Source organism: Nesterenkonia sp. K-15-9-6 (genome assembly GCF_052656005.1).
The window spans coordinates 24649-43689 of sequence record NZ_JBQYEY010000029.1 but is presented as its reverse complement, the minus strand read 5'-3'; the positions used below and the strand labels follow the sequence as shown (position 1 = coordinate 43689).

The 19041-nt window shown below is 66.8% G+C and carries 30 protein-coding genes; 18 read left to right on the top strand and 12 right to left on the bottom strand.

Annotated features, from left to right (window positions below):
• Positions 1–62: 62 nt before the first annotated feature.
• Together SD455_RS14550 and SD455_RS14545 are read right to left on the bottom strand one after the other, a co-directional pair.
• Positions 63–257 (bottom strand): hypothetical protein, encoded by a 195-nt coding sequence (locus tag SD455_RS14550; RefSeq protein ID WP_445508543.1) that lies wholly within the window; start codon positions 255–257, stop codon positions 63–65.
• 323 nt (positions 258–580) lie between these two features.
• Positions 581–1279 carry a hypothetical protein gene (locus tag SD455_RS14545; RefSeq protein ID WP_445508542.1) on the bottom strand — a complete coding sequence of 233 codons (699 nt, stop codon included), beginning with the start codon at positions 1277–1279 and terminating at the stop codon, positions 581–583.
• A 213-nt stretch (positions 1280–1492) separates the two neighbouring features.
• Between SD455_RS14545 and SD455_RS14540 the strand changes: the two genes are divergently transcribed.
• A complete protein-coding gene (locus SD455_RS14540; protein WP_445508546.1) occupies positions 1493–1573 on the top strand; it encodes a MerR family DNA-binding transcriptional regulator in 81 nt (26 codons plus the stop codon).
• 74 nt (positions 1574–1647) lie between these two features.
• On the top strand, positions 1648–2301 hold the full coding sequence (locus SD455_RS14535) for a hypothetical protein (protein ID WP_445508541.1): 654 nt from the start codon (positions 1648–1650) through the stop codon (positions 2299–2301).
• 258 nt (positions 2302–2559) lie between these two features.
• Here the strand turns inward: SD455_RS14535 and SD455_RS14530 are convergent, their stop codons facing one another.
• The gene (locus SD455_RS14530; protein ID WP_445508540.1) at positions 2560–3294 is read right to left on the bottom strand and encodes a TetR/AcrR family transcriptional regulator C-terminal domain-containing protein; all 735 of its coding nucleotides are present in this window, start codon (positions 3292–3294) and stop codon (positions 2560–2562) included.
• Positions 3295–3424: 130 nt separating this feature from the next.
• Here SD455_RS14530 and SD455_RS14525 point away from each other — a divergent pair, with 130 nt between their 5' ends.
• On the top strand, positions 3425–5692 hold the full coding sequence (locus SD455_RS14525; protein WP_445508539.1) for an ATP-binding cassette domain-containing protein: 2268 nt from the start codon (positions 3425–3427) through the stop codon (positions 5690–5692).
• Positions 5693–5767: 75 nt separating this feature from the next.
• Positions 5768–6175 (top strand): RidA family protein, encoded by a 408-nt coding sequence (locus SD455_RS14520; protein ID WP_445508538.1) that lies wholly within the window; start codon positions 5768–5770, stop codon positions 6173–6175.
• Between the two features lie 14 nt (positions 6176–6189).
• On the opposite strand, the gene SD455_RS14515 is transcribed toward SD455_RS14520, so the two are convergent.
• The 3 genes from SD455_RS14515 to SD455_RS14505 form a co-directional block, all read right to left on the bottom strand.
• Positions 6190–6432 (bottom strand): PspC domain-containing protein, encoded by a 243-nt coding sequence (locus SD455_RS14515; protein WP_445508537.1) that lies wholly within the window; start codon positions 6430–6432, stop codon positions 6190–6192.
• 49 nt (positions 6433–6481) lie between these two features.
• Positions 6482–6856 carry a nuclear transport factor 2 family protein gene (locus tag SD455_RS14510; RefSeq protein WP_445508536.1) on the bottom strand — a complete coding sequence of 125 codons (375 nt, stop codon included), beginning with the start codon at positions 6854–6856 and terminating at the stop codon, positions 6482–6484.
• A 75-nt stretch (positions 6857–6931) separates the two neighbouring features.
• Complete coding sequence (locus tag SD455_RS14505; protein ID WP_445508535.1) at positions 6932–7189, bottom strand: Smr/MutS family protein; 258 nt, start codon at positions 7187–7189, stop codon at positions 6932–6934.
• Between the two features lie 142 nt (positions 7190–7331).
• Here SD455_RS14505 and SD455_RS14500 point away from each other — a divergent pair, with 142 nt between their 5' ends.
• From SD455_RS14500 to SD455_RS14490, 3 genes are all read left to right on the top strand, one after another.
• Complete coding sequence (locus SD455_RS14500) at positions 7332–7583, top strand: hypothetical protein (protein WP_445508534.1); 252 nt, start codon at positions 7332–7334, stop codon at positions 7581–7583.
• Positions 7584–7669: 86 nt separating this feature from the next.
• The gene (locus SD455_RS14495; RefSeq protein WP_445508533.1) at positions 7670–8083 is read left to right on the top strand and encodes a hypothetical protein; all 414 of its coding nucleotides are present in this window, start codon (positions 7670–7672) and stop codon (positions 8081–8083) included.
• A 47-nt stretch (positions 8084–8130) separates the two neighbouring features.
• A complete protein-coding gene (locus SD455_RS14490) occupies positions 8131–8586 on the top strand; it encodes a GNAT family N-acetyltransferase (RefSeq protein ID WP_445508532.1) in 456 nt (151 codons plus the stop codon).
• Here SD455_RS14490 and SD455_RS14485 read toward each other — a convergent pair.
• On the bottom strand, positions 8574–8870 hold the full coding sequence (locus SD455_RS14485) for a DUF1905 domain-containing protein (protein WP_445508531.1): 297 nt from the start codon (positions 8868–8870) through the stop codon (positions 8574–8576). The two genes, SD455_RS14490 and SD455_RS14485, sit on opposite strands and share 13 nt — an antisense overlap.
• Before the next feature lie 192 nt (positions 8871–9062).
• Complete coding sequence (locus tag SD455_RS14480; protein WP_445508530.1) at positions 9063–9785, bottom strand: SDR family NAD(P)-dependent oxidoreductase; 723 nt, start codon at positions 9783–9785, stop codon at positions 9063–9065.
• 104 nt (positions 9786–9889) lie between these two features.
• Between SD455_RS14480 and SD455_RS14475 the strand changes: the two genes are divergently transcribed.
• The 4 genes from SD455_RS14475 (at position 9890) to SD455_RS14460 (ending at position 12452) form a co-directional block, all read left to right on the top strand.
• Positions 9890–10513, top strand: a complete 624-nt coding sequence (locus SD455_RS14475) for a TetR/AcrR family transcriptional regulator (RefSeq protein ID WP_445508529.1) — start codon at positions 9890–9892, stop codon at positions 10511–10513.
• A 106-nt stretch (positions 10514–10619) separates the two neighbouring features.
• A complete protein-coding gene (locus SD455_RS14470) occupies positions 10620–11177 on the top strand; it encodes a dihydrofolate reductase family protein (RefSeq protein ID WP_445508528.1) in 558 nt (185 codons plus the stop codon).
• Between the two features lie 210 nt (positions 11178–11387).
• Complete coding sequence (locus tag SD455_RS14465; RefSeq protein WP_445508527.1) at positions 11388–11741, top strand: DUF1801 domain-containing protein; 354 nt, start codon at positions 11388–11390, stop codon at positions 11739–11741.
• Between the two features lie 105 nt (positions 11742–11846).
• Positions 11847–12452 (top strand): class I SAM-dependent methyltransferase, encoded by a 606-nt coding sequence (locus SD455_RS14460; protein WP_445508526.1) that lies wholly within the window; start codon positions 11847–11849, stop codon positions 12450–12452.
• Positions 12453–12470: 18 nt separating this feature from the next.
• On the opposite strand, the gene arfB is transcribed toward SD455_RS14460, so the two are convergent.
• Positions 12471–12911, bottom strand: a complete 441-nt coding sequence (gene arfB / locus SD455_RS14455) for an alternative ribosome rescue aminoacyl-tRNA hydrolase ArfB (protein ID WP_445508525.1) — start codon at positions 12909–12911, stop codon at positions 12471–12473.
• Between the two features lie 132 nt (positions 12912–13043).
• Here arfB and SD455_RS14450 point away from each other — a divergent pair, with 132 nt between their 5' ends.
• The 5 genes from SD455_RS14450 (at position 13044) to SD455_RS14430 (ending at position 15632) form a co-directional block, all read left to right on the top strand.
• Positions 13044–13460, top strand: a complete 417-nt coding sequence (locus SD455_RS14450) for a hypothetical protein (protein ID WP_445508524.1) — start codon at positions 13044–13046, stop codon at positions 13458–13460.
• Positions 13461–13485: 25 nt separating this feature from the next.
• Positions 13486–14286 carry an alpha/beta fold hydrolase gene (locus SD455_RS14445; protein ID WP_445508523.1) on the top strand — a complete coding sequence of 267 codons (801 nt, stop codon included), beginning with the start codon at positions 13486–13488 and terminating at the stop codon, positions 14284–14286.
• A gap of 81 nt (positions 14287–14367) precedes the next feature.
• Entirely contained in the window at positions 14368–14799 is a 432-nt protein-coding gene (locus SD455_RS14440) for a hypothetical protein (RefSeq protein WP_445508522.1), read from the top strand.
• Between the two features lie 3 nt (positions 14800–14802).
• Entirely contained in the window at positions 14803–15027 is a 225-nt protein-coding gene (locus SD455_RS14435; RefSeq protein WP_445508521.1) for a hypothetical protein, read from the top strand.
• On the top strand, positions 15024–15632 hold the full coding sequence (locus SD455_RS14430) for an OmpA family protein (RefSeq protein WP_445508520.1): 609 nt from the start codon (positions 15024–15026) through the stop codon (positions 15630–15632). Before SD455_RS14435 ends, SD455_RS14430 begins: the two co-directional genes overlap by 4 nt.
• Before the next feature lie 6 nt (positions 15633–15638).
• On the opposite strand, the gene SD455_RS14425 is transcribed toward SD455_RS14430, so the two are convergent.
• Complete coding sequence (locus SD455_RS14425; RefSeq protein ID WP_445508519.1) at positions 15639–16466, bottom strand: aldo/keto reductase; 828 nt, start codon at positions 16464–16466, stop codon at positions 15639–15641.
• Positions 16467–16526: 60 nt separating this feature from the next.
• On the opposite strand from SD455_RS14425, the gene SD455_RS14420 reads away from it, so the two are divergent.
• Together SD455_RS14420 and SD455_RS14415 are read left to right on the top strand one after the other, a co-directional pair.
• Positions 16527–17285, top strand: coding sequence for a GNAT family N-acetyltransferase (locus tag SD455_RS14420; RefSeq protein WP_445508518.1), 759 nt, complete (start codon positions 16527–16529; stop codon positions 17283–17285).
• 56 nt (positions 17286–17341) lie between these two features.
• On the top strand, positions 17342–18256 hold the full coding sequence (locus SD455_RS14415) for an NADP-dependent oxidoreductase (protein ID WP_445508517.1): 915 nt from the start codon (positions 17342–17344) through the stop codon (positions 18254–18256).
• A gap of 10 nt (positions 18257–18266) precedes the next feature.
• On the opposite strand, the gene SD455_RS14410 is transcribed toward SD455_RS14415, so the two are convergent.
• Complete coding sequence (locus tag SD455_RS14410; protein WP_445508545.1) at positions 18267–18374, bottom strand: hypothetical protein; 108 nt, start codon at positions 18372–18374, stop codon at positions 18267–18269.
• Complete coding sequence (locus tag SD455_RS14405) at positions 18325–18993, bottom strand: maleylpyruvate isomerase N-terminal domain-containing protein (RefSeq protein ID WP_445508516.1); 669 nt, start codon at positions 18991–18993, stop codon at positions 18325–18327. Before SD455_RS14405 ends, SD455_RS14410 begins: the two co-directional genes overlap by 50 nt.
• Positions 18994–19041 lie beyond the last annotated feature (48 nt).

Below are 19041 nucleotides of genomic sequence, written 5' to 3'. Positions count from 1 at the left end.
CCCGATGGCCGCGTCCACGTTCAAGACGAAGATGGTCACGGCCTCGGGAGGGTTACACCACTCTATGGGGCACTACTATGGTCGTCGAGGCGTACTTCTGCGATATCTGCATCGGATTGACCGGATGCGAGCCCCTTGAGCGTGATCGCTTCCGCGTCGATGCCCCGGTTTCGCAGCCGCTCGGCGGACTGCTGCCAGATCCAACGTCCCATCCAGGCTCCGGGTACGAGGATGGCCTTCGCTGCTGGCGTGGTCATGGCGCTCTCCTGACTGATCGCACTTTACGATCAGTCTGAGGGTATCGGTGACTGATCGTAAAACACAACCAGTAGGCTGTCTTGAGATGCTGGCCAGGGTTGAGGGCCTGAGGCTGAGCGGTGGGCTCGCGGCGCAGGTGGGGGAGGCGCTGGCGCGCCGCTGAGCAGTGCCGTGTGTAGGATCGCCCGACGTGGTTGAATGCGGTGCTGGTCCGCTTCTACGTGTGAGCCGTCGGAGTGGTTCGCCGCTGCGGTCTCTCATGCCTCGGGTGCACTGGTCTCCGGTGATCTTGAGTTGGTTCATCGACGGCCACGAATGCTCCTCAGACACCGTGTGGAAACTCGCGTCCTAGGACCAGAGTCCTCAGTCGAGGGTCGACCAGCGACGCGTCGCCCTTGGCGTCCTCCAGGGCCTGTTCTGCGCGTTCTCGGGAGAGGAAGGCCATCAGCCCGATGGCTGACATGTCTTCAGCTTCAGTGTCTGAGGGGCCGCCGTTGCTCAGCACGTGGATGGTGACCCCGTCGGCGAGCTCCTGTGGTGAGGCGTCGGGAACAGGGAGGCTCTCCCATTCCAGGACATACTCAGAGTCTCGCTCGTAGCCTCTGGACAGGGCCCTGGCGATCTCTTCGTCGGCCGTCGCTAGGATGACGGCCTCATCGAGAGTTCTCCGGTGCTTCTTGTAGACCACATGGACCATCTCAGTCGAGGTTTCCGTCTGCGATGTGCGTTTGCGGAAGAGGCGTGTGAAGATCACGGCTTGCACCTCAGTTCCTTGAGCGGGCTGGTCACGACCGCCCGCTAGGTGGTCCCCTTGTAGACGATGCTTGCCCTGCTCTCGACCGACCACCAGGTCTTCTTGTTCTGAAGCGCCCTGGGTTTGATGGAGGCTCCGGCCATTGGGATTGGCGGATTCCAGAAGGTCGGTGACGCTGGTTAGCTCAGCATAGAACAGGTCCTCGAACTCCACCGGCGGCAGATCTGAGAGATAGCCGTGAGGACGTTCCGTGTTGTGCCAGTGCACTCATCCCACGGTGGCCAGCTCTACGTTCTCCACGGTATTCCAGGGCCGCGCTCAGCCCGTCGACTGGCGGGGGCGACCTGATCCGGCCCTAGCGAAGGGCACACTCGACGGAAGATCGGGAGCAGCAGCCGGATCCCCCGCGGAAACCCTTCGGACATGGTGACACCGCAGGCTTGACTCTGACACTGTGTGAGCCTGTGAGGTGAAGTGGTCATGTTGAGAATCGGAGATTTCGCGAGGTTGGCCGGTGTCTCGGTGCGCATGCTGAGGCACTACGACCAGCTGGGCTGCTGACGCCGACGCGTACTGACGAGTTCACCGGGTATCGCTACTACGAGGTGGCCCAGCTGGATCAAGCCAATCAGCTCGTGGCGACGAAGGAGCTCGGGTTCACCCTCGACGAGGTGAGTGAGGTGCTCCTCGAAGGGCTCAGCGACGCCCGGCTGATCGAGATGCTCCACGAGCGCGAGGCCGCGCTCATGGCGCAGATCGATGCAGATCAGCTGCGGCTGCAGCGGGTCCGAGCGAGGCTCCGATCGATGGAGAAGGGAACCACCATGTCCACGAGCAACTTCACCGAGAAGAGCCTCCCGGCAGTCCGACTCGTCCAGCTCTCTGCGACTGTGTCGTCCATGGAGGAGATCGAGCCTCAGATCGGGCCCATGTTCGGGCGCGTCAATCAGGGGATCGACGAGGCGGGCCTGACGCGAACGGGGCCAGGCATTGCCCATTACACGGTCACAGATGCGGGAGTGCTCGCCGCCGCTGGTGAGCAGATCGGCGATGCCGCCCCGCCAACTGGGCTGGACGTCGTGACATTGGGTTCGGTGCCACGGGCATTGACCACGACGTTCGAAGCAGACGGCATCGAGGGGATCCAGGCAGCATGGCAGGCGCTCGTCGTCGAAGTGGACGCGCGTGGTCTGACGCCGACGGGAGTCTGCCGCGAGGTATATCGCGAGACTCCGTTGGACCCGGAGGGCACGAAGTGGGTCGTCGACCTGCAGCAGCCTATCGAATGAGGTGGAAGCGTGGACCCCAGAGTTCGAGGTGCCGTCGGATGGTCTGCGCCCGCGCTTGGACGCTGAAGTCGTGCAGCGCACAATCGGGGCTGTTCACGAGCCACGCTGGGAGGAGCGGACGTCTCTGCAGGTTCCGATGCTCGCCATCTTCGCGAAGAACGGGATGTTCAATGATGCGGACAAGGAGGGGCTGGTCCGGCGTCGTCCTGCCAGCCCCGCCGTCGGGGGTTCCTCCGTCAGTCGCCCGGTTGATCGGGCTCACCGGTCGTCAAGCTGTTGTGCGATGCCGTCGAGCAGCAGGCTGAGGCCTCGCCGATAGGCGCCTTCGGGGTCGTTGGCTTTGCCGGTCAGGTCCCCGAGGGCGCGCGAGACTCGCGTGGCGACGGGGAACTGCGCCTTGTTGCCGATCGCCGCGGTCAGGGCGGGGCCGATGGTTGACCACCAGTCGACGTCGCGATCTTCGCCCTGTTCTCTGGAGGCCTGCGCGGCGAGGCTGGCGCGTGCGGTTCCCTTCACCAGCGAGAGCAGGGCGGTCAGAGTCTGCTCCATCTCGATGTCGGTGAGTCCGATTCCGTCGAGGGCCCGCAGCTCCGTCTCAAACTTCGCCGACGCTCCGGGGCCGGGCACAGGACGTCCGGTGGCAAGATCGGTGATCCAGGGATGGGCGTGACAGCTCGCCCAGTTGGCGTCGGCGATCACGGTGAGGCGCTCCCGCCAGTCCTCGCCGTCCGGGGCTGCGGCGGTCTCGTACGTGGCACCGGCGACGTGATCGAGCATGAGTTCGATGAGTTCGGCGCGGCCGCCGATGTGGGGATACAGCGCCATGGCGGTGACACCGGCTTCCGCGGCCAGCCGCCGGATCGTCACAGCGTCCAGACCTTCTCTGTCAGCCAGATCGACTCCCAGTGTCGTGATGCCGCGGGTGCTGATACCGCGGCGTGAGCTGGCCGCTGATTCGCGCCAGAGCAGTCCGATCAGCGTGACCTCGTCCACACGAGTGCGTTGGGGCATCTCCGTCCTCCTTCTCATATACAGCGTATACTACTCTGTAGATTTCATGGAGAGGAATGGCATGGACAGTGAGATGAGACCACTCGATCGGATGCGGCCGGAGCCAGCCAGCATGACGACGACCCGCGACGTGATCCGCGTCCGCGGTGCCCGGCAGAACTCGCTCCAAGACATCGACATCGACGTCCCCAAGCATCAGTTGGTCGTCGTCACCGGGGTCTCCGGGTCAGGCAAGTCCTCCCTGGTGTTCGACACGATCGCCGCCGAATCGGCACGTCAGCTCAACGAGACCTTCTCAGCCTTCGCCCAGGGGAGGCTTCCCAGCTACGCCCACCCGGATGTCGACGTGCTCGAGAACCTCTCGGCGGTCATCGTGGTCGATCAGCAGCGGCTCACGGGCGGACCCCGCTCCACGGTCGGGACCATCAGCGACATCGGCGCACGTCTCCGTCTGCTGTTCTCCCGCATCGGCGAACCGGCCGCCGGGTACTCCAACGCCTACAGCTTCAACGATCCCGCTGGCATGTGCCCGGCCTGTCAGGGCCTCGGCGTGGCGGCCGCGGTGATCGAATCCGAACTCGTCGATGACGACCGCTCCCTGAACGAGGGCGCGATCACCTTCCCCAAGTTCAACCCCGGGACCTGGCTGTGGAAGGCCTATGCCAAATCCGGATTCTTCGATCCGGACGTGAAGATCCGAGACTACACCCCTGACCAGCGCGCGCTGCTGCTCCACGCCCCGGCAGGGGAGCACGCGCCGCCGGCCGGGATGGACGCTGTCGGCACCGCCTACGAAGGCCTCATCACCCGATTCAACCGGATCTATCTGCAGCGAGAGCCGGACTCCTTCAAGGGCAGGCAGCGGGAAGCGTTCGAGCGGATCGTCTCCCGCGGACCCTGCCCGGAATGCCGTGGGTCCCGACTCGCAGGGCCTGCCCGAGCTAGCCTGATCAACGGAGCTTCCATCGCAGATCTCAATGCCATGCAGATCAGCGACCTCGCCCAGCGTGTCGCCCAGATCGGTGACACCGCCGTCCTGCCGCTCGTGGAGATCCTGCGCGTCCATCTGGAGCGGATGATGACCCTCGGTCTCGGCTACCTCAGTCTCGACCGCGCCGCCTCCACTCTTTCCGGAGGGGAGGCCCAGCGGATCAAGATGGTCCGTCACCTCGGCAGTGCTCTGGCCGACATGCTCTACGTGTTCGACGAACCCACCGTCGGCCTGCACCCCCGTGACGTGACTGCCCTCGGAGACATGCTCGTCGCGCTGCGGGATCGCGGGAACACGGTGCTCGTCGTCGAGCATGACCCTGACATCATGGCCATCGCCGACCACATCATCGACCTCGGTCCCGGTGCAGGAGCGGACGGTGGCCGAATCACGTACCAAGGTGACTACGACGGTCTTGCCCAGGCCGAGACGCCGACCGGACGCGGTCTGCGCGAACACCGACGACCGGTTCGGGCTCGGCGTGAGTCTGTCGGTTGGATCAGCATCGAGGAGGCCACCACCCACAACCTCCAACACGTCACCACCCACGTCCCACGCGGCGTGATGACTGCCGTGACCGGGGTCGCCGGATCGGGCAAGTCCAGTCTCATTCTCGGCAATCTGCCCAGCGTCGAGCCCGATGCGATCGTCATCGACCAGCGGCCCATCAGGGGGTCGCGCCGTTCCACCCCCGCCACCTTCACAGGCCTGCTCAATCTGATCCGTGACGTGTTCGCCAAGTCCACTGGGGCACCAGCCGGGCTGTTCACCCCCAACTCCACCGGAGGGTGTCCGGCGTGTGAAGGCAACGGCGTCATCTACACGGATCTCGCCTTCATGGATGGGGTCATCACACGATGTGAGGTCTGCGACGGACGCCGGTTCACCCCCGAGGCGCAGGGCCATCGTGTCTCAGGACGGAGCATCGCCGATGTGTTTGAGATGAGCGTCGCCGGCGCCCTCGAGTACTTCACCCAACCTGCGATCTTGCGGATCCTGTCCAGGCTCCACGATGTCGGCCTCAGCTACCTCACCCTCGGGCAGACCCTCACCAGCCTCTCCGGCGGCGAACGCCAGCGACTCAAGCTCGCCTCCGAGCTCGGCACCCCGGGCCGCACGATCGTCCTCGATGAGCCGACCACCGGACTGCACATCGCTGACATCTCCCGACTTCTCGGGCTGCTCGACAGGCTCATCGAAGCGGGTTCGACGCTCGTGGTCATCGAGCACAATCTCGACATCATCGCCGCCGCCGACTGGGTCATCGACGTCGGCCCCGAAGCCGGCCACGACGGCGGCCGCATCGTCTTCGAAGGTACCCCAGAGGAGATGATCACGGGCAGCTACACCCATACCGCCGCGCACTTGCGCCGCCGCATGTGCGATTGAGGTGCCCGTCTAGCGCTTCGCAAGCAGCCCCGCTGAGACCTCACTCCACGCCGCCCGGTGTGGCATGCTGGGCCCATGCCCAGCGCCGTGACTCTGATCCGTTCCGAGAAGCTCTCCGACGTCGCCGAGTACGCCTATGCGGCCACCGCGCCGGCCGAAGCCAGACTGATCTTCCTCGCCGGCTCCTGTCCACTCGATGCCGACGGCGCGACGGTCGCCGTCGGGGACTACGCCGGCCAGGCCGCGGCCTGTGTGGCGACGATGAAGAAGGCGTTGGCCGCCGCAGGGTCCACGATCGACGACGTCATCAGCACGCGCGTGTTGGTGGCCTCCTCATCTCAGGCCGACCTCGTGGAGGCTTGGGAGGTCGTGCGCGATGCGTTCGGCGACCATGACGTCCCGAGCACGCTGATGGGGGTCACCGTCCTCGGCTACGACGACCAGCTGGTGGAGATCGAAGCCGTCGCGGCCGTGCTGGACTGACGGTCGGCGAAGCGTCAGGGGCGCGGCAACGCGCGCTCCAGCGGAATGCGCCCATCCTGCCAAGGCGTCAGGATCCAGACGACCACATAGGCTCCGACGCCCAGGACGGGAAGCAGGAATGAGACGAGGAGCAGGGCCCGGACCAGCCAGACGTTGACGGCCAGCTTCTCGGCGATGGCACCACCGATGCCGGCGAACAGACGGTCTGGGCCCCGTCGGAAGCCGAGGCGGCGGATGGAGTCGAAGACGCGTTCCATAGACATGATGGTACGCCTGGTCAGCCCGCCGGTCACCGGGTCGGTTGTTTCAGTACCGCACGGTTGCGGGGGCCGGCCGTTCGGGAGCCTCATAGGGCTCGGGCCAGAATTCGGTTACCTCGGTGATCACGCCCGCCTCATCGAAAGTCAGAAACGCCTGCGCGTCACCTTGCTCGTCGCCCACCGTCCACGTGAACCAGATGACGGCGCGCCCGGCATCACCGAGGATCCACTTCTCCCGAAGGTGCCACTCGCCAGGGTAGGAACGGTTGAAGCTCAGGAAGGCGTGCCTTCCGTGCCAGCGCTCGCGGCTCTGAGGAGTCGTGTAGACGACGTCGGCGTGCAGCATCTCGGACCACGTGTCCCAGTCGCGGGCCTCAAGCCGGTGGAGATAGGTGCGGGCAAGAGTTGGGGTGTCCACCATGGGCAGAGTCTATGTCCTGGACGTATGCGCGGGTCGACAGCGTCGGACTGGGCCGACGTCGTGTGGACCGGGATCTCAGTGCTTGAAGTGGACGAACAGTCGCCCGAAGTTCTTGCTGTCCTTATCCACCCGGTGGTACCTGGCTTTGACGTCCTTGCGGTCCAGGTAGCGCAGCACCCGCTTCTTCAGCTGCCCGCTGCCCTTGCCGGGGATGATCTCCACGGTCTTGGCCTTGGTGCGTTCCGCCTCGTCGATGATCTCGGCCAGTGCGCGGTCGATGTCGCGGCTCTTGTTGTAGATGTCATGCAGATCGAGCGTGAGTCTCTTAGCCATCGTGGGGCCCTGTCGTGGGTGGCTCGGGAGCGTCTCTTCAGGCTACAAGGTCTTCCGGAGGCAAGGTCTTCTGGCGGCAGGGCCGCTGCGGGCCGCGGCTGCTGTTTCAAGGAGAGGGAGTCGGAGAACTGAAGGTCTGCTCATGGTCGGACCCAAGAAGTCTGAGATCGTCGACGGTTTCGAGATCGCGTATCACGCTGAAGGCAGGACGCGCTGGTCGAAGGGCGAGGTCGAGGACGGGATGCCGGTCGGATACTGGGAGTGGTATCGGAGGGATGGGACCCCAAAGCGTTCAGGCGACGTCGATGCCGGCGAGCCTGTGGGGGAGTGGATCACCTATGACCAGCAGGGCCATCCGTACAAGGTGACGGATCGCGGCGCGGGTTCCGGGTGATCCCCGTCGAGAGCGAAGCTCCGGCGTTTTCCACAGATGCCCGGAGGGGGTGGTGGCCGGTGCGGCGCCCGACGGAGGATCGAGGCATGAGCTTCGAAGACCTCCCGGAGAACTGGACCGACATGCCCCTGACTTCGCAGCAGCTGGCCGCCGACGTGGTGGATCTGCTGATCAGTGAGAAGGACCGTGCACAGAGCACGTTGCTTCTGCTGCCCTGCGATGCCCGCGGCGTCGCCTACCCTGCCCCAGTGCTGATCAGCGAGATCGACTGGCACGTCGGGCCGTCCGAGCGTCGAGAGATGTTGGAGGCCCTGGCCTCCCTGCAGCTGGAGTCTGCGTTGGTGGCGGCGTCCTTCCGTCATCGCCTGTCCGACGCCGTCGTTGCCGCCTGGGCCACTGATCTGCAGGAGATCTTCGACGATGCGGGCACCTGGCTGCTGGGGTTCTTCAGCGTCTGGCCTCGCACGGTGGAACCGGTGGCCGTGAGGCTCACGGCGTGAGCGGGCTGCGGCAGCTCTGCGCCCGAAGGGGCGCGTAGGCTCTCCTCATGGCGCCTCACGAGTTCGTCCCCGCAGACTTCGCCCCGCCGACCTCTCTGCTCACCCGGCAGTTCCGGCTCGAGCCGCTCGGTCCGCAGCACAATGAGGCCGACCTCCGGGCGTGGACATCGAGCATCGCGCACATCAGGGCCACTCCGGGGTATCCGGACGGCTCCTGGCCGCCGGAGCAGGGCATGGGCCCGGAGGAGAACCTCGCAGACCTCACCCGGCACGCAGCAGACTTCGTCGCGCGTCGAGGTTTCACCTTCACGGTGCTCGATCCCGACGACGACGTCATCGGCTGCGTGTACCTATACCCCTCCGCTTCCCCGGAGCATGACGTGGAGGTGCAGTCCTGGGTGCGGCAGGACCACGCCGAGCTGGACGAGCCGCTCGCCCAGGCGGTGGCGGACTGGCTGGTCGTCGCCTGGCCCTGGGAGAACCCGGACCGTCACGGTCGCTGATCCCGCACCTCCACCGTGACCGTGACGTGGTCACCGACGTCAATCCGCTCGGCCCGCTGCACCGCCACCTTCACCGGCACCAGGAATCGGCCGTCCTTCGGCCAGACGGCCGTGTCGAAGTCGGTGGCGCCGATGGTGGCGCTCACCGGCACCTGCCCCCAGTACATGAGACCCCGGGCGGCCTCCTTCAGCTGGGCGGAGACCTCTTCCGGCATGGGCGCGAACACGAACGGCGCAGGTCCGCGCCATTCGATGAGTTCTGCGTCGAAGGTCCAGCCTGTCATCGACTCTCCATGCGCTTATGCTAGCGGCAGGCCGGGGCAGGGGCGCTCGTCAGGCCGAGTCCTCCGGCCAGTCGAGTCGTCGGCGTGTCCCGTAGGAATCACGGCGGGCGGCGTAGGCCAGGGTGGCCTGCTGTGGGGCGTCGTCGCCGATCAGGACCCGCAGGGGGCGGTCGGGGTCGCCTAGGTGCGCGATCAGGGCGTCGGCGGCGAGGCGAGGATCGGCGTCCGTCGGCTGCGTGTCGGCATCAGGGCGGGCCACGGGACAACGGGGGTGCCGAAGAGGTCGGTGCGCAGCGCGTCGTACTCGGGCTTCGGTTCGGCGAACGTCATGCTCGTCCCGGCCCAATCGGTCGCGAAGCCGCCCAACTGGGCGATCGTCACCCGGACCCCGAACTGCGCGACCTCGGCGGACAGCGCCTCGCTGAACCCTTCGAGGGCCCATTTGCTGGCGTTGTACACCCCGAACGTCGGCATGGCTCCGACGGCGCCCACCGTGGAGATCTGCACGATGTCGCCACCTCCGCCGGCCCGCAGATGTGGGATCGCGGCGCGCGAGACCCACATGGCGCCGAACAGGTTCAGGTCCACGAGGTCGCGGGCCTGCTGCTCCTCGACCTCCTCGATCGCGCCGACGAAGCCGGCGCCGGCGTTGTTCACGACGACGTCGAGACCGCCGAACTCCTGGGCGGCGTCATCGACGACGGCGGTGACGGCCTCGCTGTCACGGACGTCGAGCAGGACCTCCCGGGCTGAGTTCGGATGGGCATCGAGCAGCTGCGACATCGCTCCGGAGCGGCGAACTGTTCCGATGACGCGATCTCCCTGTGCTAGGGCGGCCTGCGCGAAGGCGCGACCCAGCCCGCGCCCGGCGCCGGTGATGAGCCACGTGCGGACGCGAGCTGGGGTCTCAGGCATGGCACGTTCCCTTCAACGAAACGGTTCGTCTCGCCAGTATCATGAGCGATGCTTCAGCCTGTCAAGACGATGCGTCTCGTCTCGTGCTGAGGTACTCTGCCGGTATGACGCCTACGCCGGAGACCTCCACGTCGGGAGCACGGGAACCCGACGCGTCCCGACGCAGTGATCGAGCCCGGCGAGCGATCCTCTCTGCGACGCGCGAGCTGATCAGCGACGTCGGCTACGCCGGGCTGAGCATCGAAGGCATCGCCTCGGCCGCCGGCGTCGGCAAGCAGACGATCTACCGCTGGTGGAGGTCGAAGGCCGCCGTCGTCTTTGATGCGATTCTGGAGGCCAACTCGCAGGACGGTGGATCCGTGGCGTTACCAGACACCGGTGACCTTGAATCGGATCTCCGGACCGTGCTGCGGGGGACCGTCGCCGCGCTGACCGAGCCCGCCACTGACCGCCTCCAGCGCGCGATCACCGCAGAGATTCAGACGGACCTCGTCGTCGCTGACGAATTGGTGCAGCGTCTGCTCCGTCCTCAGCTCGACGCCACCGCTGCGCGCATCACGGCAGGGGTGCAGGCTGGTCAGGCCGGTGAGTCCGTGAATCCGCAGCTGGCGGCGGAGCTCCTCTTCGGCTCGGTCTTCCACCGCTGGCTGCTGCGAACCGGCCCGCTGGATGACGACTTCGCCGATGGTGTGCTGGCCATGGTTCTGGCGGGCCTGCGGCCCCGCTGACCTTGTAGTGAGGCTTCCATGCCGTCAGGTCGAGCAGCCATTGTGCGGGGTGGCCCCGCGGGCTACTGTGTGGGCTCTGCTCGATCTCGCCGTCAGGAAGGCCGTCGTGGGAAAGCTCATCGCGTGGAACATCATGTCGCTCGACGGTTTCTTCGAAGGGGACGAGCCGTGGGACCTCCGTCTCCACGAACATATCTGGGGAGAGGACCTGCGCGACCTCAGCCTCCAGTTCGGCGAGGAGGCTGGGCTCATCGTCTTCGGGCGCACCACGTATGAGGGAATGGTCGCCCACTGGCCGAACGACACCAGCGAGCCCGAGATCGCACGGTACATGAACAGTATCCCCAAGCTCGTGGCGTCACGGACGGTCACCGATGCTGAGTGGAACAACACAGAGGTCACCGCCGATCCTGTCGCTGAACTGGCTCGCCGGAAACAGGGTGCCGAGCAGCCCATCTACGTCTTCGGCAGTGCGAAGCTGGTGGACTCGCTGCTCGACGCCAGTCTCGTCGATGAGCTGCTCATCGGCATCGCGCCGGTGATCCTCGGCTCCGGCACGCCGTTGCTCAAGGAGCGCGTCGCTGCGCGTCCGCTCCGGCTCCTCGAATCGCGCGTGGTGGACACCGGGGGCGTCCTGCTCCGCTACCGCGTCACGGACGCGTGAACGCGGCGTCTCTCCGGCGGCCCCGCTGTTTGGTACTCTGCCGGTGACGGCGGACTCAGTCGTCGACTGCACTTCCAGGCGACGGATCGCCTGAATCATTGCGGAGAGGCCTGAGGAGATCAGGACATGTCCGGATGGGGTGCCGCGCATCGACCTGCGCGGAAGACCACCGTGCCGCCTGCCCGAGGCGGCTGACGAAAGGACATGATCATGACGGACAGAACTGCGAAGAACCACGAGAAGGTCGTCAGCAAGATTGCGGCGATGGACGAGCCCCGACGGACCGTCATGCGCCGCCTGCATGACCTGATCCTCGAGGCCGCGCCGGATCTGAAGCCACGCATCTGGTATGGCATGCCCGGTTATGCGAAGTCGGCGAGCTCCCCGGTCCTGGTGTTCATCCGCAATGACGAGCTGATCTCGCTCGGGGTGAGTGAGAAGGCCGGACCCGTTCCGGCAGGCGAAGGAGAGGGGCGGCTTCTTCCGTCGGCATGGTTCGTCGACGAGCTGGACGATGTGACGGAGCGTCGCATCGCAGAGATCGTCCGCGCCGCCGTCGCCTGAACCCGGGAGGGCTCCTGCCTGCAGCGATGCCGGTCGCCTGGACTTCTGTGTCCTGTCCGAGCACTGCCCCCGATGGTCGTACGCGCCGACAGTACAGTGGAGCCCATGACTGAACCGACCCGCTGGGTGACCGAGACCGGGGATGACCACTCGCAGTGGTACATCGACCGCTTCCGCCGCATGGCGGCCGAGGGGAAGGACCTCGTCGGTGAGGCGCGTCTGGTGGACGCCATGGTCCCGCGGCAGGCCCGGATCCTCGACGCCGGCTGCGGCACCGGGCGGCTGTCCGGTGAGCTCCATGCCCGCGGCCACACGGTGGTCGGCGTCGATGCCGACGACGCGCTCGTCACTGCCGCGGGGCAGGATCACCCGGGCCCCCGCTACGCCGTGGCAGACCTCTCCGAGCTGACGCTGGAGATGCTGGGGGAGGCTGAACCCTTCGATGCCGCCCTGCTGGCGGGCAACGTCATGGTGTTCGTCGCCCCCGGGACCGAGGTCCAGGTGCTGCGGAGCGTCCGCGACTGCGTGACCAGGGAGGGTTTCCTGATCCTCGGCTTCCACGTGGACCGCCACCTGAGCCTGCAGGAATTCGACCGGCATGCCGCCGACGCCGGGCTGTGGGTCGAGCATCGCTTCGCCACCTGGGACCTGCGGGCCTGGCACGACGACGCCGACTTCGCCGTCACCGTGCTGCGCCGCGCAGGTGTCTGAGGCGCTTGCAGAGTGCCGTCATTCGGGGTGAGGGCGACGACGGTGCTGCTTGGTCTCGGAGCGTCTCCGTTTCGCCTCCAGCCGCCGACGGCGTGAGGCCCGTGTGGGGCGGGTCGGCCGGCGCGGGGTCTCTGGGACCACGGCATCGCGCAGCAGGGCGGCCAGTCTCTGCCGCGCGGCGGCCCGGTTGCGCCGCTGCGACCGGTGCTCCGAGGCGTTGATGGTCAGCATGGTCCCGGTGAGCCGGGAGGCGAGGCGGTGGAGGGCCCGCTGACGCTGCTCCTCGGTCAGTGCCGTCGTCGTGGCGAGATCCACGCTGAGCTGCACGCGGGAGTCTGTGGTGTTGACACCTTGCCCGCCGGGGCCGGAGGCGCGGGAGAACTGTTCGTCCAGCTCTGCCTCCGGCACGCGCAGACCGTGCGGCGCACCAGGGCCGGGAAAGACATGCAGATCGTCCATGGGGACGAGTCTGCCGCATCGGATGCCTGAACCTCGACCTGGCAGCCGGAGGTCCGCGCAAGTGTGGATGGGTTCTCCACAGATGCCCGAAGGGGGTGGTGGCCGCCCGCGGCGGACCGCCAGGATCGGGGTATGGATGTCGAGGATCTCCCCCAGGACTGGACCGCCGTCCCCCTGACCTCGCCGCGCGTGGCCGGCGCCGTCGTCGACCGGGTGCTCAGCGAGAAGCTGCGTGCTGAGGACACTTTGCTGCTGATTCCCTGTGACGAGCGCGGAGTCGCCTACCCGCCGCCCATACTCATCAGCGAGACCGACTGGCAGGCTGACGGGCAGGAGCGTCGCGAGATGCTGGAGGTGCTGGCCTCCCTCGGTGTGCCCTCCATAGTGGTGGCCTTCTCCTCCTCGCGGCCGGTGCCCAGCGGCGTGGTGGATGCCTGGCGTGCCGACGTCGACGCCGCGTTCGCTGCGGCGGGCACTCGACTGCTCGGCGTCTTCACTGCCTGGTCGCACACCGTCCGGCCCGTCACGCAGGTCCCGGTGGGAACCTGAGTCCGCCGCCAGTAGGCTGGGGGCTGTGAGCACCTCGACGGATCTCAGCCTGCACACCACCCTGATCGGAGAGGGTGGCCCTGTGGTGGTCTTCCTGCACGGGCTCTTCGGGCAGGGGAAGAACTTCACCCAGATCGCGAAGGGCCTGACTCCGGAGCACCGGAGCCTGCTGGTGGACCTGCCGAATCATGGGCGGTCCGAGTGGACCGAGCGAATCGACTATGCAGAGATGGCCGATCATGTGGCTGCGAAGCTGAGTTCCGGCGTCGCGGCCGAGGGGCCCGTCCATCTGGTCGGGCATTCGATGGGCGGCAAGGTTGCCATGGTCCTGGCCCTGCGTCATCCCGAGCTGATCGACAGGCTCGTGGTGGTGGACATCTCTCCGGTGTCCTCCGGGGGATCCATGGGTCAGTTCGAACATCTTCTCGACAGCCTCGCCACCCTCGACGTGACCCGGCTGAGCTCACGCCGCGAGGCCGAGGAGCAGCTCCAGGAGCCGATTCCGGAAGCGATGACCCGCGGTTTCCTGCTGCAGAGCCTGGTCCGTGAGGGCGGGGCGTTCCGGTGGCTGTCCAATCTGGAGCTCCTGCGCTCCGAGCTCGACGTGATCGGCGGCTTCCCTGACGCCGGTGACGCGCAGTTCACCGGGCCCGTGCTCTGGGTCGCCGGCGCCGACTCGGACTACATCGCCGACGAGCACCGGCCCGTGATGCGAGAGCTCTTCCCTCAGGTGCAGCTGCTGCGTATCAAGGACGCCGGTCACTGGGTCCATGCGGCTCAGCCGGAGGTCTTCACTTCAGCCCTGCGGCAGTTCCTCGGATCCTGAGCCCCTGGAGGGGTTGACCCGCAACGCACCACGACATACGGTATTGCATATGCAAATTGCAGTGAATTCCGAGGAGTCGTCATGGTGTCCCGATCGCTGACCACAATCATCGGACTGACTGCAGTCCTGGCCCTGACCGGATGCGGAACGCTCGGAGGTGAGCCGCAGGACGATTCGGGGCAGGCGAGCCCCGAGTCCACGTCCGAGGAGAGCCCGGAACCGGCGTCTGAGGATTCGCCCGACGAGCCGCGTGAACCCGCCGAGGACGTCACGCTCACCATGGACGACGCGGCGCAGACCATTACGTACCCCATCCAGGGCAGCTTCGCCGAGGGGGAAGTCACCATGGGGCTGCACTCCCTTGAGGTGGTGGACGACGCCATGCTGCTGACGGTGAGCTTCGTGCCGGAGTACGAGGACCCTTCCGAGGTGCATCTGTTCCAGAACCTGCACAGCCTGGGCAGCACCACTCTGCTGCCCGTGGTGAACGACCGTGAGAATCTGAAGGCCTAGCACGTGCCGCGGCAGACCACGAACCAGTTCGCCCAGGGAGGCGGATGGCTCGGCGGATCCTTTGCCACCGGTGCGTGGGCGTCGCCAGTCGGTGATATCGAGGCTCAGCATGGGGAGCTCATCACGCATTGGGCGTACTTCCCTGCTCCTGAGGATGACATCGACACGGTCGACGTCGCGGTCGTCCCCGGGGTTCAGGAGTTCCAGGACGTGGAGATCCAGCGATGAGCCGCCGTGACGGGCGCATCGCCGTAGGGGTCGCCGTCGGCATGGTCGTCCTGCTGGGCACGACGGCGGCGGTCCATCCCGGACATGTCGGAGCACCGGTGGAGCAGGGGGAGACCCTCGACGGCCCGCCGGAGCGCCCCGAAGACCTGAAGATGGAAGAAGCCGTGCACGCCTACGACGCTGGCCCCTTCATCTACCGGTACGAGGCGCAGGAGTTCATCGAACATCTGGGCGATCCCACCGTGGATGACGCGGAGGAGAATCTGATCTCCCTGTCCACCGACATCCTCTTCCGCATCAACAGCTGGCAACTGCCTGACAGTGCAGGCGAGCACCTGGCCGAGCTGGTGGACCGGATCCCAGAGGGCGCCGAGGTGCAGGTCACCGGGCACACCGACTCCGTCCCCACGGGAGAGGAGTTCGACAACCAGGAGCTCTCGGAGCGGCGAGCCGAAGCGGTCGCCGACGTCCTGAGCGTAGAGAGGCCCGATCTGACGCTGGAGGTCTCCGGCATGGGAGACACCGAGCCGGCAGTCACCGAAGATGAAGAGGACCCCGCCACCTACGTCGCGAACCGTCGGGTGGAGATCCTCTACGAGAACTGATCCGGCTCAGCCCGCAGCCGGTACGTGGTCCGGGTGCGCAGTCCTGCGGCCGTCCTCACCCCGGTCCAGGGCGTCGAGGATGGCAACGTCCTCTGCGGCGAGCTCCCAGTCGAGGACCTCCAGATTGCTGGTCATCCGTTCGGTATGGTCCGTCTTGGGGATGATCACGTCACCGCGCTGCAGGTGCCAGCGCAGGATCACCTGGGCAGAGGTGCGTCCCAGCCGTTCGGCGAGCTCGATGACGGCGGGATCGGTCAGATCGTCGCCCTTGCCGAGCGGACTCCAGGCTTCGACGGCGATCCCGTGATTCCAGCACCAGCGGCGCAGCTCATCGTTGGCGAAGTACGGGTGCGCCTCGATCTGATCCACGGCAGGGAACACGCCGGTCGCCTCGATGATCCGCTCCAGATGGTGGGATTCGAAGTTGGAGACGCCGATCGCTCGCGCCCGTCCGGACTCGGCGACGGCGATCATGGCTCGCCATGTGTCCACGTAGTCGATCTCCAGCATCGGCATCGGCCAGTGGATGAGGAACAGGTCCACGGCGTCCACGCTGAGACGGGCCAGCGACTCGTCCAGGCTGCGGTCGACGTCGTCGGGCGCATGGTTGCCGTTGTCGAGCTTGGTGGTGATGAAGACGTCATTACGGGCGACGCCCGAAGCGCGAAGTCCTTCCCCGACGCCTGCCTCGTTGCCGTACATCTGGGCAGTATCGATGTGGCGGTAGCCGGCCTGCAGGGCCGCAGCCACGTTCCTGGCCGGGTTCGACGACCGGCCGGTGCCGTACCCGATGCGTGGAATGCTGGTTCCGGAGTTCAGCTGCTGGTGTTCCATGGCCTGAGCATACGCGTCCTGGCCGGTCCGGGGCGGCCGGTGTCGGCGTAGGATGCCGACATGCTCGGACTGACTCTGATGCTCACCCGCTTCCTCTCAGCCCTCCGCACGGCGTGGCAGGACCTCGTCTTTCGCGGAGCCCTGCTGAGTCTGCTGATGCTCGTGCTCAGCGCCACGATCTTCTACACGCTCAGCGAGGGGTGGTCCGTCCTCGATGCCCTGTACTTCTCCGTGGTCAGCGGCCTCACCGTCGGCTATGGGGACCTGGCGCCGAGCAGCCCGTCGGCGAAGGTATTCACCATGCTCTACGCGCTGTTGGCCGTGGGACTCTTCGTCACCATCGCCGCCTCCCTGGGTGGGGCCTTCGCCAGGAATCGGTCTGAGCGCAGGGCCGGGCGCCGTCGTCGGCGGCGGGACGGAGACTCGGCCTCCGCGCCCGACCTTCAGGTGGGCGGAGAGCTCGATGCTGAGGCGCTCGAGGGCCTGCGCGCCCGCGTGCACCCGGATGGGACCGCCTCGGGATGGTCTCCGCGCAGCGCCGACGGCCGGGAGAGCTGGGTGACCGCGACGGTTTCAGGCCGGCTGGTGGGGTTCGTACGGATGATCGGAGACCAGGACCAGGACGCCGTCGTCCTGGAGCTTCTCCTGGATCCCGAGCATCACCGCCTGGGGGAGACGCTGGTGCAGCAGGCCGCGGAGATGGCACGAGAGGCGGGCCACAGGCGGCTCTTCGCCGACTTCGCTGACTCTCAGGACCGTGCTCTGTTCAAAGCCTGCGGGTTCGTCCGGGCCTCGGCCGGCGTCAGGCAGCTCATCTGAGGGCGAACAGTGGGAATGCGTGCGGGGCTGGGACAGTTTTCGCCACCATGCGTGCGATGACATATACCGAGTACGGTTCCCCTGACACTCTGCAGCTCACCGAGCAGCCGACCCCGAAGCTCGGCCCCGGCGCGGTGCTGATCGCGGTGGAGCGCGCCGCGGTCAATCCCGTGGACTGGAAGCTCATGGCCGGCGGGCTCGACGCCTTGCTTGACGCCGTGTTCCCCGTGATTCCGGGCTGGGACGTCTCCGGGGTGGTGGAAGCGGTGGGTCCCGACGTCCCCGAGTTCTCGCCAGGAGACCGAGTGTCGTCCTACGCCCGCAAGGACGTCGTCCACGGCGGAACCTATGCCGAACGTGTGGCTGTGCCGGCCGCCTCCGTGGCGCGTGTGCCCGAGGGCGTCTCCTTCGATGAGGCCGCAGGCCTGCCGTTGGCGGGTCTCACCGCGCTGCGCTCCCTGGAGACCCTGCGCCTCTCCGGGGACGACACGCTGCTGATCCACGGCGCATCCGGGGGTGTGGGTCATCTCGCGGCCCAACTGGCCTCAGTTTCCGGTGCCCGGGTTCTCGGCACCGCCTCGGAGCGGAACCACGAGAAGCTCCGGGCGCTGGGCGTGGAGCCGCTGACCTACGGCGAAGGGCTCGAGGAGCGCGTCCGGGACCTGGCGCCCCAAGGCGTCACGGCCGTGGCCGACTTCGCTGGGGGAGTGCTTGAGCAGACGCTGGCCGTGCTGGCCGAAGGCGGTCGCCACGTCTCGATCGCGGACCCCGCCGTGGAGGAACACGGCGGTCGCTGGGTGTGGGTGCGTCCCGATGGCCCGAAGCTGGGGGAGCTCTTGGCGAAGGTCGCGGATGGCTCCCTGAGCGTGGAGATCGACCGGCATTTCCCCCTGGAACAGGCGGCCGAGGCGATGACGCACAACCAGTCCGGCGCCGGCTCCGGGAAGATCATCATCGACGTCACGGAGTGATCGGCTGATCCTACAGCTGCTGCACAGGCGCGGGATCGCCTCGCACCTCGACGGATGAGTTCGAGAGGTCACGGCGCCCCCACAGCAGAAGATCGACCTCCTGAGCCCGGCCGCGGATCTCCGCGGCCGGGTCTTCTGCGTCTGCGGGCATGGTCCGGGTTATAGGCCAAAAACGTGGTGCTGGCTTGGGCGTCTTCCGCCGTGATCAGGACCGGAGACGACGGAGGATCCGCACGATCCAATCGCAGCTGACGGGGATGCATGACGGTGATGACCTCGTCGATTCCGACAGCCCAGACCTCAGGCGCTGCTTGGGGTGGGGCCGCATCCAAAGCCTCAGCGAGATCGTGGACGTGGATCAGGGTCTCGTGCAGCTGACGACGATGCCAGAACGACGCCGTCCCATCGCCTCCGAAGATTCGGGCGGGAGCATCGGGGCTGAGGCGAGTGAGCGTGCTGTGCAGGTGATCGGCACACGTCCGGTAACGCGCGGCGAGATCCTGGGGATGATCCACAGACTGTTCCTCGTCCGGGGTTGAGGCGTGGCCCTGCGCCATACCTGCGGCCCACACGTAGACGTCACAGAGATGCTCGGTGAGGTCCCGGACCCTCCACGGGCCACAGGCAGGCACCGCTGCGTCAGGGCCGGCGACGAGCAGGTGCGCATGGAACTCCCGCTGCAGATCGGCGAGCAGGGGGAGATAGTCGATGTCGCTCTGACGGCGGAAGTCACCCATGGAGACAGCCTAGCTGTGGCGCGGGTGCGCTGAGGGCGGCACCTGGGT

Bases quoted from the DNA above. Each gene is read 5' to 3' on its own strand.
- SD455_RS14505 (WP_445508535.1), bottom strand. From the start codon at position 7,189: ATGGCTAAGAGACTCACGCTCGATCTGCATGACATCTACAACAAGAGC.
- SD455_RS14525 (WP_445508539.1), top strand. From the start codon at position 3,425: ATGACGACGACCCGCGACGTGATCCGCGTCCGCGGTGCCCGGCAGAAC.
- SD455_RS14450 (WP_445508524.1), top strand. From the start codon at position 13,044: ATGGATGTCGAGGATCTCCCCCAGGACTGGACCGCCGTCCCCCTGACC.
- SD455_RS14490 (WP_445508532.1), top strand. From the start codon at position 8,131: ATGGCGCCTCACGAGTTCGTCCCCGCAGACTTCGCCCCGCCGACCTCT.
- SD455_RS14425 (WP_445508519.1), bottom strand. From the start codon at position 16,466: ATGGAACACCAGCAGCTGAACTCCGGAACCAGCATTCCACGCATCGGG.
- SD455_RS14460 (WP_445508526.1), top strand. From the start codon at position 11,847: ATGACTGAACCGACCCGCTGGGTGACCGAGACCGGGGATGACCACTCG.
- SD455_RS14520 (WP_445508538.1), top strand. From the start codon at position 5,768: ATGCCCAGCGCCGTGACTCTGATCCGTTCCGAGAAGCTCTCCGACGTC.
- arfB (WP_445508525.1), bottom strand. From the start codon at position 12,911: ATGGACGATCTGCATGTCTTTCCCGGCCCTGGTGCGCCGCACGGTCTG.
- SD455_RS14405 (WP_445508516.1), bottom strand. From the start codon at position 18,993: ATGGGTGACTTCCGCCGTCAGAGCGACATCGACTATCTCCCCCTGCTC.
- SD455_RS14415 (WP_445508517.1), top strand. From the start codon at position 17,342: ATGACATATACCGAGTACGGTTCCCCTGACACTCTGCAGCTCACCGAG.
- SD455_RS14465 (WP_445508527.1), top strand. From the start codon at position 11,388: ATGACGGACAGAACTGCGAAGAACCACGAGAAGGTCGTCAGCAAGATT.
- SD455_RS14550 (WP_445508543.1), bottom strand. From the start codon at position 257: ATGACCACGCCAGCAGCGAAGGCCATCCTCGTACCCGGAGCCTGGATG.
- SD455_RS14500 (WP_445508534.1), top strand. From the start codon at position 7,332: ATGGTCGGACCCAAGAAGTCTGAGATCGTCGACGGTTTCGAGATCGCG.
- SD455_RS14480 (WP_445508530.1), bottom strand. From the start codon at position 9,785: ATGCCTGAGACCCCAGCTCGCGTCCGCACGTGGCTCATCACCGGCGCC.
- SD455_RS14495 (WP_445508533.1), top strand. From the start codon at position 7,670: ATGAGCTTCGAAGACCTCCCGGAGAACTGGACCGACATGCCCCTGACT.
- SD455_RS14485 (WP_445508531.1), bottom strand. From the start codon at position 8,870: ATGACAGGCTGGACCTTCGACGCAGAACTCATCGAATGGCGCGGACCT.
- SD455_RS14515 (WP_445508537.1), bottom strand. From the start codon at position 6,432: ATGGAACGCGTCTTCGACTCCATCCGCCGCCTCGGCTTCCGACGGGGC.
- SD455_RS14475 (WP_445508529.1), top strand. From the start codon at position 9,890: ATGACGCCTACGCCGGAGACCTCCACGTCGGGAGCACGGGAACCCGAC.
- SD455_RS14540 (WP_445508546.1), top strand. From the start codon at position 1,493: ATGTTGAGAATCGGAGATTTCGCGAGGTTGGCCGGTGTCTCGGTGCGC.
- SD455_RS14440 (WP_445508522.1), top strand. From the start codon at position 14,368: ATGGTGTCCCGATCGCTGACCACAATCATCGGACTGACTGCAGTCCTG.
- SD455_RS14420 (WP_445508518.1), top strand. From the start codon at position 16,527: ATGCTCGGACTGACTCTGATGCTCACCCGCTTCCTCTCAGCCCTCCGC.
- SD455_RS14510 (WP_445508536.1), bottom strand. From the start codon at position 6,856: ATGGTGGACACCCCAACTCTTGCCCGCACCTATCTCCACCGGCTTGAG.
- SD455_RS14430 (WP_445508520.1), top strand. From the start codon at position 15,024: ATGAGCCGCCGTGACGGGCGCATCGCCGTAGGGGTCGCCGTCGGCATG.